This window comes from Streptomyces sp. NBC_00045, assembly GCF_045041095.1.
Taxonomy (GTDB): Bacteria; Actinomycetota; Actinomycetes; order Streptomycetales; family Streptomycetaceae; genus Streptomyces.
The window spans coordinates 393,616-404,967 of the sequence record NZ_CP108271.1 but is presented as its reverse complement, the minus strand read 5'-3'; the positions used below and the strand labels follow the sequence as shown (position 1 = coordinate 404,967).

At 70.6% G+C, this 11,352-nt stretch carries 12 protein-coding genes; 9 read left to right on the top strand and 3 right to left on the bottom strand.

Features of this window, described 5'->3' with window-relative positions; all coding sequences use genetic code 11:
* Positions 1 to 322 precede the first annotated feature (322 nt).
* Positions 323 to 931, bottom strand: coding sequence for a TetR/AcrR family transcriptional regulator (locus OHA65_RS02055; RefSeq protein ID WP_405760944.1), 609 nt, complete (start codon positions 929 to 931; stop codon positions 323 to 325).
* Positions 932 to 976: 45 nt separating this feature from the next.
* On the opposite strand from OHA65_RS02055, the gene OHA65_RS02050 reads away from it, so the two are divergent.
* The 8 genes from OHA65_RS02050 to OHA65_RS02015 all read left to right on the top strand — a co-directional run bounded on the left by OHA65_RS02050 (position 977) and on the right by OHA65_RS02015 (position 7,046).
* A complete protein-coding gene (locus OHA65_RS02050) occupies positions 977 to 1,414 on the top strand; it encodes an SDR family NAD(P)-dependent oxidoreductase (protein ID WP_405760942.1) in 438 nt (145 codons plus the stop codon).
* 269 nt (positions 1,415 to 1,683) lie between these two features.
* Positions 1,684 to 3,051 carry a rhodanese-like domain-containing protein gene (locus tag OHA65_RS02045; RefSeq protein WP_405760940.1) on the top strand — a complete coding sequence of 456 codons (1,368 nt, stop codon included), beginning with the start codon at positions 1,684 to 1,686 and terminating at the stop codon, positions 3,049 to 3,051.
* Positions 3,052 to 3,096: 45 nt separating this feature from the next.
* Positions 3,097 to 3,456 carry a rhodanese-like domain-containing protein gene (locus OHA65_RS02040; RefSeq protein ID WP_405754289.1) on the top strand — a complete coding sequence of 120 codons (360 nt, stop codon included), beginning with the start codon at positions 3,097 to 3,099 and terminating at the stop codon, positions 3,454 to 3,456.
* Entirely contained in the window at positions 3,453 to 4,199 is a 747-nt protein-coding gene (locus OHA65_RS02035; RefSeq protein WP_327281314.1) for a sulfite exporter TauE/SafE family protein, read from the top strand. The genes OHA65_RS02040 and OHA65_RS02035 overlap by 4 nt, the downstream gene beginning before the upstream one ends.
* A 95-nt stretch (positions 4,200 to 4,294) precedes the next feature.
* Entirely contained in the window at positions 4,295 to 4,867 is a 573-nt protein-coding gene (locus tag OHA65_RS02030) for a rhodanese-like domain-containing protein (RefSeq protein WP_327281313.1), read from the top strand.
* Between the two features lie 68 nt (positions 4,868 to 4,935).
* Entirely contained in the window at positions 4,936 to 5,202 is a 267-nt protein-coding gene (locus OHA65_RS02025) for a metal-sensitive transcriptional regulator (RefSeq protein ID WP_327281312.1), read from the top strand.
* Positions 5,203 to 5,536: 334 nt separating this feature from the next.
* Complete coding sequence (htpX, locus tag OHA65_RS02020) at positions 5,537 to 6,451, top strand: zinc metalloprotease HtpX (protein WP_327281311.1); 915 nt, start codon at positions 5,537 to 5,539, stop codon at positions 6,449 to 6,451.
* 16 nt (positions 6,452 to 6,467) lie between these two features.
* Entirely contained in the window at positions 6,468 to 7,046 is a 579-nt protein-coding gene (locus OHA65_RS02015) for a PspA-associated protein PspAB (protein ID WP_327281310.1), read from the top strand.
* A 44-nt stretch (positions 7,047 to 7,090) separates the two neighbouring features.
* On the opposite strand, the gene OHA65_RS02010 is transcribed toward OHA65_RS02015, so the two are convergent.
* Together OHA65_RS02010 and OHA65_RS02005 are read right to left on the bottom strand one after the other, a co-directional pair.
* Positions 7,091 to 8,143, bottom strand: coding sequence for a serine/threonine-protein kinase (locus OHA65_RS02010; RefSeq protein WP_405754283.1), 1,053 nt, complete (start codon positions 8,141 to 8,143; stop codon positions 7,091 to 7,093).
* A gap of 172 nt (positions 8,144 to 8,315) precedes the next feature.
* Complete coding sequence (locus OHA65_RS02005; protein WP_328761276.1) at positions 8,316 to 8,561, bottom strand: hypothetical protein; 246 nt, start codon at positions 8,559 to 8,561, stop codon at positions 8,316 to 8,318.
* Positions 8,562 to 8,704: 143 nt separating this feature from the next.
* Here OHA65_RS02005 and OHA65_RS02000 point away from each other — a divergent pair, with 143 nt between their 5' ends.
* Positions 8,705 to 11,305, top strand: coding sequence for an NACHT domain-containing protein (locus OHA65_RS02000; protein ID WP_405760937.1), 2,601 nt, complete (start codon positions 8,705 to 8,707; stop codon positions 11,303 to 11,305).
* Positions 11,306 to 11,352 lie beyond the last annotated feature (47 nt).

The following is an 11,352-nucleotide window of genomic DNA, read 5'->3' as shown; positions in this document are numbered from 1 at the left end:
TGACGTGCGTGAACCAGGAGGCGTCCAGGGGTGCGATGGTCACGGACGACGTGGGTCCGGCGAGCCCGTTGGGGGGCACCGTAGTGGCGGCGCCTCCGGCGACCCCCGCGCCCGAGCTGCCTGCGGCCTCGCTAGCCCGGGCGCCGGGGGCGGCGGCGAGCGCAGGGAGCGGAGCGACGGCGGAGGCGGCAGCGATGGCCGACAGCGGAGCGCGGCGGGAGGTGTGCGTCATGCCTACATGATCGGCTCGGAGGTCCGACCGGATCGAGCGCCTCGGTGCCGGCACCGCCGGTCGGCGTGCGGGCGAGTCCGTACCGGTCGGTCAGGCGTTCCGTGCGGAGCGGGAGCCCAGGCCCTTGAGGAGGCCGTCGATCGAGGTGTCCACGGTCTTCGGGGCATGGGTGGAGGGAATCATGCCGGTGCTGAGCAGGACGGCGAGTCCGTGGACCGTGGAGAAGACGAGACGGGCCGCGTCCTGTGCGTCCAGTCCGTCGGCAAGCTCGCCCGCACGGTGGGCTTCCTCGATCACCGCGTAGGGGACCGCGTACGCGGCACGTGCGGCACCCGGTGCCGCCAGGGTCTCCGCGCCGTGCTTGCTCGCGTACATCAGCTCCACGAGCGGCATCCGCTTCCCGGTGTAGGCGATGTAGGTGTGGGCGATCGCCCGGAGCCTGTCCTCGAACGACGGGCCGGCGCCGGAGATCGCCTCGGCCAGACGCGCTGTGAGGGTGTCGAACCCCCGCTGCGCCAGTGCGTCCAGCAGGGCCGCCCGGTCGGGGAAGTGCCTCCGCGGCGCGGTGTGACTGACTCCGAGCCCTCGGGAGAGCTCGCGCAAGGACAAGGCGGCGACGCCGTTCTCGATGACAGAGCGTTCCGCCTCCTCCAGTAGGGCCGTCCTTAGATTGCCGTGGTGATAGCCGCGCTCCTGCATGCCGCCCATCCTACCCAAATGTTTCCACTGGAAACTATGTGTCCATTGACAACATCGAGGAGGGTTGTCAGCCTGAATCTGAGCGCAAAGAACCACACCCCCTGGACCGCCGCCGACCTCCCCTCCCTGGCCGGCCGAACCGTCGTCGTCACCGGAGCCGCCAGCGGCCTGGGCGCCGTCACCGCCAAGGAACTGGCGCGTGTCGGAGCACGCGTAGTCCTCGCCGTCCGCGACCCGGCCCGCGGCGAACGACTCGCGGCCACTCTGACCGGCAGCACCGAGGTCCGTCCCCTGGACCTGGCCGACCTGTCCTCCGTCCGGGCCTTCGCCCGAGCCTGGGACCGCCCCCTGGACGTCCTCGTCAACAACGCGGGCGTCATGGCCATCCCCGAGGCGCGCTGTGGGACCTCTCCGAGCAGCTCACCCAGGTCCGCTTCACCGCGCCGGCGCCGGGCCACCGAGACCGGTGAAGGCGCACGGTGACGCCGGATGTCGCCCCCGTACCGTCCCGTCCGTGATGCGGTTCCGTAGCCCGGCCGCGTCGACACGGGCGGCGACTGCCGGGCGCGCAGGTGTCGCGGGCCGCCCGTAGCGGGTGGCGTCATCCCCGTCGGGGATGTGTGGACGGGCGGCTGTGGCCGCCTCGTGCGAGCGGCGAGCGGGTCCCCACGCGGCCAAAAATACCCCCGGGGGTACCTATGTTAGGCTCGAAATATACCCCCGGGGGTAAACGTGAGCCGAAAGGAGCCGTCGTGTTCTTCATCGACACCATCGAGACCGAGAGCCTCGGAAACCGCAGCTACCTGGCGGGCGGGGCGGACACCGCGGTGGTGGTGGACCCGCCCCGCGACGTCGACCGGGTCCTGGTGGCGGCGGCCGCGCGGGGCGTGCGCATATCGCACGTGGTGGAGACCCACGTCCACAACGACTACGTCACCGGCGGCCTGGACCTGGCCCGCATCACCGGCGCCGCCTACCTCGTGCCCGCCGCCGCCCGCGTTGCCTTCGCCCGCACACCGGTCGCCGACGGCGACACGGTGCGCGTGGACGAGGGGATCGCCCTGCGGGCGATGGCCACACCCGGACACACCCCCCACCACACTTCCTACGTCCTGCACGAGCGGGGGAGGGTGACCGCGGTGTTCACTGGCGGGTCGCTTCTGATCGGCTCGGTCGGCCGCCCCGACCTGGTCGAGCCGCGGCTGACCGAGCAGCTGGCCCGTGCCCAGCACGCATCCGCGCACCGGCTGGCCGCCCAGCTCCCCGACGAGACGCCGGTGCTGCCCACTCACGGGTTCGGGAGCTTCTGTTCCTCCTCCCAGTCCGAGGGCGGCGCCACCACCATCGGTAAGGAAAGGACGGTCAACGACGCTCTGCTCAAGGACGTCGACTCCTTCGTCGCCGCCCTGCTGGGCGGCCTGGAGGACGTGCCCGCCTACTACGCCCACATGGGCCCGGCCAACTCCGACGGCCCCGCGCCGGTGGACCTGACCGCGCCCCCGCTGGCCGACGCCGCTGAGATCGCGGAGCGGCTGGCCGCCGGCGAGTGGGTGGTGGACCTGCGCAACCGGATCGCGTTCGCCGACGGCCACGTCGCGGGATCGTTCAACTTCGAGGCGGAGGGGAAGATCGCCACCTACCTCGCCTGGATGATCCCCTGGGGCAAGCCCGTCACCCTCCTCGCCGAGTCATCCGCCCAGCTCGCCGCCGCCCAGCGCGAACTGGCCCGCGTCGGCATCGATCGCCCGGCCGCCGCGGCCACCGGCACCGTCGGCGATTGGATACCCGACGGCCACACCCCGCGCGCCTTCCCCCGGGCGACCTTCGCCGACCTCGCCGCCCAGGAACCCGGCCCGGACGTGGTCCTCGACGTGCGTCGGGAGTCCGAGCGCGCCACGGGCTGGATCGACGGCTCCGTACACATTCCGATCCACCATCTCCACCGCCGCCTGGCCGACGTACCGGACGGGACGGTCTGGGTGCACTGCGCGGGCGGAATGCGCGCGGGTATCGCCGCCTCCCTGCTGGACGCCGCAGGCCGCGACGTCGTCGCCGTCGACGACTCCTTCGACGCGGCGACCGACGCCGGGCTGCCCCTCACCGCGGGCACCGGCAGCTGACCTGCGGCCCCTGCCTCCTGTCACCCGAGCATGGAAGGAACACGGATGTCCCTCTTCCGCCGCTTCACCGCCCGCATCACCCCCGACCGGGCCCGCCGGCGCACCACCGAGGGCGAAGCCGTCCTCCTCGACGTGCGGGAGAAGGCCGAGTGGAACGTCGGCCACGCTCCCGGCGCCGTACACCTGCCGCTCTCCCGGCTGGTCGCCGGTGCCGGCCTGCCCGCCACGGCCGAGGGCCGGCCGCTGGTGGTGATCTGCCGCTCCGGGCACCGCTCCCGGCAGGCCGTCGAACTCCTGGCCGGCCGCGGGGTCGAGGCCGTCGACGTCAAGGGCGGCATGAACGCCTGGGCGTCGGCCGGGCTGGCAGTCGTCGACGAACGAGGAAACAGCGGCGGGATAACGTGAGTGCCCTCCTCCTCGCCCTCATCGCGGGGGCCGTCATCGGCCTGGCCCTCGGGACGCTCGGCGGCGGTGGCAGCGTACTGGCCGTCCCCTCCCTGATCTACCTCCTCGGCTTCACCCCGGCCGACGCCACCACCGCCTCACTGGTCATCGTCACCGCCACCTCCGCGACCGCCCTCTACACCCACGCGACCTCGGGCAACGTCCGCTGGAAGACCGGCGCGCTGTTCGCGGCCGCAGGGATCGTGCCCGCGATCGCCGCGGGCACCCTCGCCGCACGCCTGCCCGGGGCGGTACTGACCGCCGCGTTCGCCGTGATCGCGGCCCTAGCCGCCCTCAGGATGCTGGGGCCCTCCGACCCCCACCAGCGGCCCAGGGCCGCCCGGCCGACGAGGGCCGCCGGCGTCGGCGCCGGACTCGGCGCGGTCACCGGCCTCCTCGGCGTCGGCGGAGGCTTCCTCGCCGTCCCCGCCCTCGTCTCCGTCCTCGGACTGCGCATGCGGGCCGCGGTCGGCACCAGCCTCCTGGTCATCACCATCAATTCCCTCGCCGCGCTCGCCGCCCGAGCGGGCACCTCCACGCCCTTGCACTGGGCGGTCATCGCCCCCTTCGCCGGCGCCGCGATGCTCGGAGCCTGGGACGGCAAACGCCTCGCCTCCAAAGTCTCCGGCCCCACCCTCCAGCGGATCTTCGCGATCTTGCTCCTGGCCGTCGCCGCCCTCATGCTCACCGACGCCCTCCGCTGACCACCCGCCCATGGCCCGCATCGGGACCCACAGCCAGTCAATGGCGAGGCGTCCACCACCGGGCACCGTCGACAAGAAGGACGGAACACCGCCTCATGGCCACCCCCCACGCCCTCGACACGGCGCAGGCCCGCACCCGCCTGCACGAACTGATCGTCCTGGACGTCCGCACCCCGGGCGAATACGCCACCGGCCACCTCCCCGGCGCCCTGAACATCCCCCTGGACCAGTTCGAACGGGCCCTCCCCGACATCCGCCGCGCAGCCCGGCGCGGCGACCTCCTCGTCGTCTGCGCCTCCGGCGCACGCTCCGAGAACGCCGGCCGCATCCTCGCCGCCCACGGCATCACCACCGCCACCCTCACCGGCGGCACGGCAGCCTGGGCAGCGGACGGCCACTCCCTCCACCACCCCGACGGCGCCCGGCGCACCGCGTGGAACATGGAACGCCAGGTCCGCCTTACCGCGGGCACCGTCGTCCTGAGCGGCCTCGCGCTGGGCCGTCTGCGCCCCGCCTTCCGCCTCGCCGCCGCAGGCATCGCCGGAGGGCTGGTCTACTCCTCCCTCACCAACACCTGCGGCATGGCGGCCCTCCTTGCCAAACTCCCTCACAACCGCCCTCACCAGGGCGACCTCGACGCCACCTTCGCCGCTCTCCGGGCCGGGTGACCATCAACCGACCTGATACCCCCTGGGGTACCATGGGTGGGAGAGCACGCGAGGCCAGGAGGCAACCGGTGAAAGTCGACGACGACGCAGTGAAGGCAGTCCTCAACCGCCTGCGCCGCGCCCAAGGACAGCTCGCCGGCGTGATCGCCATGATCGAGGCCGGCCGCGACTGCAAGGACGTCGTCACCCAGCTCGCCGCCGTCTCCAAAGCCCTGGACCGCGCAGGCTTCAAGATCGTCGCCAGCGGGATGCGCCAGTGCATGACCGGCGCGGACCAGAACCAGGCCCCCATGACCGAGGAAGAACTGGAAAAGCTCTTCCTCGCCCTCGCCTGACGCCCGCACCCCGTACGGCCCGGCCGCCACCACGAGCCGGGCCGTACGCGTACCCGCGCCGGCCACGGCATGGCGTCGCGACCCGCCGTGAGCCGCGCCGCTGGGTGGCCGGGCTGGTCCGGTCGCGACCGTGGCCACCGCAGCCGCCCTCGTCAACCGTCACGGGCGGACAATGGAACCAGCGCGATGGGTTCTGTGACCTGCTGCGGAGACGTCCCGCATACGCAAGGCGCGTCATGGGTGGGCGTCTGGTCGGGCACCGGGGAAAGGGCGGGCCCGAGGGTCGAAGGGGCCGTCGGACGTCCGACGAGGGCACGATTGCGAGGTGATGGCGGTGCGCAACCGTTTCGAGCCCGACCGGCAGCTGACCGCCCGCATGGCGGTGACGATGTTCCTGCTGGGGCTGGTGTACGTGGCGTTCATCGCCGCGCTGATCGTACTGCTGAAGTCCACCGTGCTGGTGCTCGTCATTGCTGCCGCACTACTGGGCGCGCAGTACTGGTACTCGGACCGGGTCGCCCTGTACGCCATGCACGGCCAGCTCGTCACGCCCGAGGAGCAGCCGGAACTGCACGGTGTCATTGACCGGCTGTGCGCCACGGCCGACATGCCCAAGCCCCGGGTCGCCGTCTCGCACATGGACCTGCCCAATGCGTTCGCCACCGGCCGCAACGCCGATCATGCCGTGGTGTGCGTCACCACCGGACTGCAGCGCCGCCTGACCGTGGAAGAACTCGAAGGCGTCCTCGCACACGAGCTGTCCCACGTCGCGCACCGGGACGTCGCGGTGATCACCATCGCCTCGTTCCTGGGCGTGATAGCCGGTCTCACCGTCCGGTTCGCGTTCTACTCGGGGCTGTTCGGCGGGCGGGGACGCGACCAGAACACCGCTGTCGTCTTCATGGCCGTGATGGCCGTCTCCGCCCTCGTCTATGCGATCAGCTTCCTGCTGATCCGCACCCTGTCCCGCTACCGCGAACTGGCTGCCGACCGTGCCGGCGCCATGCTCACGGGCAAGCCCTCCGCCCTCGCCTCCGCCCTGACCAAGGTCAGCGGGGACATCGCCCGCATCCCGACCCAGGACCTGCGCACCGCACAGGCGTTCAACGCGTTCTTCTTCACCCCCGCCAGCGGCCCCGGCACCGTGGTCGCCAACCTGTTCGCCACCCACCCCACCCTCGAACGTCGCCTCGACGCCCTCGCCGCGATCGCCGCCGAGCTCGGCGGGCCGGGCAGCGAGACACCGTGAGAGGGAGCTGAGCTCCGTGGGCTTCTGGGATTCGCTGCTCGGGCGGTCCAAGCCGGTCGAGCCCGACCTGGACCAACTCTTCGGCCTGCCCTCGGCGGCCCTCACCCTCCAGGCGGCCATCTCCTTCACCCCGACCGGAGCAGGATCGGTCTGCTTCGCCTCCATCGAAGGAGGGGCCTTCACACAAGTCCAGCAGGAGGTGAGGGCCCTGCTGGACGCCGACTCCGAACGGGCCCATGCGTCCGTGGAGTTCAGCCGTGACGCATACGGATACTCGTGGCTGCTCTCCCGCCGCGGCGCCGACGACCTGCCCGCGCTGGTGGGCGACCTGCACGCCGTGAACACCGCTTTGCAGGACGGCGGCTTCGGACCACAGCTCCTGTGCTCCCTCGTCCCGTTCCGTGACGCCGAGATGCGCCCCCTCGCCCTGGTCTACCTCTACAAGCGAGGCACCTTCTACCCGTTCGCACCGCTCCCCGGACAGATGCGGGACAACCCCCTGGAGCTCCAGGTCAAGGCCGTGATCAAGGACGAACTGCGCATCGAGGAGGACCTGAGCCGTTGGTTCCCGCTGTGGGGAGCCCCCGGCCTGTGATGGGGGCCGACGACGTCTGCGACCCGCGGCCCTTCGAGTTGGCTTCAACCCCGCGTCCGCGGATCCGGCCGCCGGCCTTCGTCTTCGATCAGGCCCAGGTAGACGGCGACCTTGCGCATGGGTGACGTGCCGTCGTCCCGCCTGTAAGACTCAGCTCCGGCACCTGACGCGGGCCGGAGGTCGCCTTCGATCAGGCCGAGATACACGGCCATCCTGCGCACGAGCGGAGCGTTCTTGGACGCGGGCGCCTTGTCACGAGGCATGTCGCCGTCATGTGCTGCGGACGCGTCAACCATGGCGAGTGCCCGACCGATCGTCGGACGGGCCGCCGGGTCCTTGGCCATGAGGGCCGTGATCAGGGGGACCAGGTGGCCCGCGCGACGCATCGGTGGGGCCTGGTCGTAGCGGACTGCGTGAGCGGAGGCCAGCCAGGAGTCTCGCTGGAACGGAGAGAGGCCCTCCACCGCCTCGTACAGCGTCACGCCCAGTGAGAACAGGTCACTGCTGGCCTTGCCGGGCTTGCCGTCGACCCGCTCCGGGGCGAGGTAGGCGGCCGAGCCGACGACGACCCCGGTCGAGGTGAGCCCGGTGCCGGTCTCGGGAGCGGCGATGCCGAAGTCCGCGAGGAGGACATCACCGACGTCGGTGATCATGACGTTGGCGGGCTTGATGTCGCGGTGCACGATGCCCTGCGCGTGCGCGGCGCTGAGCGCGCCCAGCAGCGCCGCGGCGAGACGCCCGGCCTCGAAGACCTTCAACGGCCCGTTCCTCAGCAGCTGTTGGAGCGTACCGCCGGAGACCAATTGCATCACGATCCAGGGGACGTTGCGCTCGACGACCACGTCGTGGACCGTGACGATGTTCGGGTGGTCGCGTAGCCGGACGGCGCTGATCGCCTCCAACTCCGCACGCCTGATGAGCGCAGCCCGTTGCCTGGGCTCCATCGGCCCGGTCAGCCACAGTTCCTTGAGGGCCACACCGGTTCGCAGGCGCTCGTCGTACGCCTTCCAGACACGGCCCATGCCGCCCGTGCCAATCGATTCGATCAGCTGGTACCGGCCCCCGATGACATCGCCCGCCCGTGCCTGCTGCGTCACTGCGACCCCCGCTCAGCGCGTCCGTATGCCCGAGAGCGTAGAGCGCCGGAGTTCTCGGCGCGCCGCTCTCGCGGAGTTCGGTTTCCGCGACGCACCAAAGATCCGGTGCGCACGTCGGTGGCCTGCACCTACCCGACAAGCGGGTGCAGGCCACCGACGGGTTCCCCGCCTGCTACCGGCTGCTGGGCCGGTCGGTGGTGCCGCAGCGCCAGGCACGGTGCGCATCGAGCAGTCCGGCACGCTGCTCGGGACTGGTGTCCCGCAAGACCATGCGCAGCGTCAGTAGGTCGCGCAGTCCCCTGGGCAGGTCACGCAGTACCTGACCCCTGGTCCCGCGCCGGACGAGACGACCCAGCAGTGCGATGACCAACGGTGCGCTGAGGCCGAGAGCCAAGGCGCTGTCATGTGAAAGGTGCATGGCGGTTCTCCTCTGGTTCTGCATCGCGCACCGCTTCGCCCCGCCAATTCCTGGAAGGCCGAGCGATGCCTGCCAGAGACTTAGTAGCTTTGCGGGGGGCGTTCATCAGTGGGTGTGAACGAGAGTGAAGCGCGGAGTGGCGAATGGCGGCTCAGGATCGTTCGGCGCCGCAGGAAGCGCACAGGCGGCTGGTGGACCTCATGAACGAGGCCGTCGCTGCACGAAAGGGGACCCGCGCAGCACTGGCGACGAAGGCGGGCATCTCCGCCGGCGCCCTCAGCAATGCCCTGAGCGGCCACGCGGTGCCCAACTTCCTCACCGTCCAACAGATCGCCGATGCCCTGGACGTTCCGGAAGAGGAGTGGCGGGAGTGGTCTCGGCTGCGCGACCAGGCGGACCCCCGTTCCCACCGCGCGCAGACGCGGGACGAAGCGCGCAGGCGGCAGCTCGACGGCTACGTGGCCGCCGCCCACAAGGCCGCGCGCCTGCACCCGTACCCGGGATTCTCGCCCGCAGTAGCGCCGCCGCTGGACAAGATCTACCGACCGCAACGCATCGTCCCGCTCCACCCGGACGCACTCGGCAGGCATGCTGCGACGGAATCAGAAGGTGCCGGAGGGGGACGGCCGGCCGTTGAGGAAATCCTGGCTGAGGAGCGGACGTGCATCGTCGTAGCCGGTCCGGGCGGTGGGAAATCCAGTCTCTTCCGTACCTGCCTCACCGAAGGGCTCAGCCGTTGGTCAGAAGGCCGCACCACAGAGGTGCCGGTACTCGTACCCGCCCCGGCCCTGACCGGGCGTCCTTTCAGCGAAGCTCTGGCCGCAGCGGTGACCACGCGACTGCACTCCCACGGCCTCGTCGGCAGCATCCCCGCCGAGTTCTTCGCCGATGCACCGCGGTCGGGAACGCGATGGCTCGTCCTCGTCGACGGATTGGACGAAGTCGCCGACCCCGCCGGCCGCGAGCACGTCCTTGAGACCCTGGAGTCCTTGGCGAAGGGCCAGCACGCACACCTGTACCGGTTCGTCGTCACCACCCGGCCGCTACTCACCGGCACACTGGACGTTCTAGGAGCCGGAGTTCGGCGGTACGAACTGCTGCCGTTCAGCCCGGAGAACGTGCAGAGTTTGGCCCGCAACTGGTTCGAACATCTGGAACTGCCCGATCCGGAGCAGATGGCCGAGCGCTTCGCCCGGACCCTGGCGTCCACGCGGATCACCGAACTCGCTCGCACCCCGCTGATGACGGCGATGCTCTGTCAGCTCCATGCCGAAGCACCGGATGAGGATGTTCCGGGCAGCCGTGGGCAGATCTATCGAAAGTTCACTGAACACCTGCATAGACGCCAATACGCCGTACCTCCGGGAGCGCACCGGGATCACTTCGCCGGCTTGGACCGCACCTACGGCGCCAATGTTCTTGCCCATGCCGAACGCACCTTGGAGCAGCTTCCGGAGCTCCTTGCCCACTTCGCCACAGAGCGCCGCCGAAACCAGCACGTGACCGCTCTCAAGGCACTGGAGTCGCATCCCGCAGCCCAGCGGCCGACGCCGGTCCTGCCGGACGAGTGGAGGGCGTTCCTGGAAGAGGCCCTGCTCCGCAGCGGTCTCCTGACGCTTCGCGAAGGCGACTTCGACTTCGTGCACCAGACGCTGCTGGAGTACTGCGCTGCCCGCAATGCGAACCAGCAGGAACGGACACAGGTACTGCGCTTCCTGGTGAAGCGCTGGTGGCAGCGCTGGAAGTGGCCGCCGGACCCACGCCTCGTCACTTGGCAGTGGGGCGGCGGGCCGCCACGCATGGTGGAGGAGGCGTCCTACTACAGCTTTCTCCTGGACGACGGCGTCCGCGACGCCTCTGAGGTGGAATCGGAGCTGCGAGCCCTGGCCACTCGGTGCGGAGCGGACGGGTGCGCCTTCCTCGCCGTTCAGCACCTTCTCGGGACCGCCCTTCCGCAGTCGGTGCCCCGTGCGGCTGCCGACACGCTCGCCAAACTCTCCCGCCTCAGCCATCCGGCACGGTGGGCGGCCAGAGCGCAGCAGCTCCTGGGAATCGACGGGGAAGCCTCCCTGGGCCCCGATTGGATCCTCTGGCGTTCGGCGGAGGTGATCGCCATCGACGATCGAGTCAATGCGGCCTTGCTCTTGGACCTCTTTGACGACGGCCGTAGTAGAGCAGCCCTGAACGAACTGGCCCGTACCCCCTATGCCGATGGCGTGTGCGGAGCACGGGCCGCCTTCAGGCTCGCGAGATCCGGTGACCGAGGGGGCGTAGAACTGCTCGCCGACTTGGCCCAGAACCCACGCCTGAAGGGTGCCGAGCGTGTCAGGGCCGCCGGGTTCTTGGCAGAGCACGGCGATGAGCGTGGCGCACGACTGCTGATGGAATTGGCCCGCGACCCCGGCACGCGACGCACGCTTCGAGCAGAGGCCGCGGCATGGCTGACCGACGTCGAACGCCGCGCGGCCGACGCGGCAGCCCGGCAGAGCGCCGCCCGGGTAACTGCAGCGGTCGGCGAGAACGGTGCAGACCTGCTGGTTTCCTTTGCCGGCGACACGTCGTGGCGTGGTACTCACCGGCTCGGGGCCGCAGAGTTGTTGAAGGTACTCCGTGACGACCGCGCCAGCGGCACCTACTCGGAACTGGCAGGCGACCCCACCCTGAAGCCCTGGCACCGCAGACGAGCGCGCCGTGAAGTGATCAGGCAGACCCAACAGGAGCCCGAGCAACGAGAATCCTTCTGAAGGGGAGACCTCGGCTCAGCGGAGAAGACCGGAGCGACCGGGGCGCG

What these genes read in the sequence shown, in the direction of transcription:
- OHA65_RS02055 (WP_405760944.1), bottom strand. Translation starts at nt 931, where the DNA reads ATGCAGGAGCGCGGCTATCACCACGGCAATCTAAGGACGGCCCTACTG.
- OHA65_RS02040 (WP_405754289.1), top strand. Translation starts at nt 3,097, where the DNA reads ATGTCCCTCTTCCGCCGCTTCACCGCCCGCATCACCCCCGACCGGGCC.
- OHA65_RS02030 (WP_327281313.1), top strand. Translation starts at nt 4,295, where the DNA reads ATGGCCACCCCCCACGCCCTCGACACGGCGCAGGCCCGCACCCGCCTG.
- OHA65_RS02005 (WP_328761276.1), bottom strand. Translation starts at nt 8,561, where the DNA reads ATGCACCTTTCACATGACAGCGCCTTGGCTCTCGGCCTCAGCGCACCG.
- OHA65_RS02000 (WP_405760937.1), top strand. Translation starts at nt 8,705, where the DNA reads ATGGCGGCTCAGGATCGTTCGGCGCCGCAGGAAGCGCACAGGCGGCTG.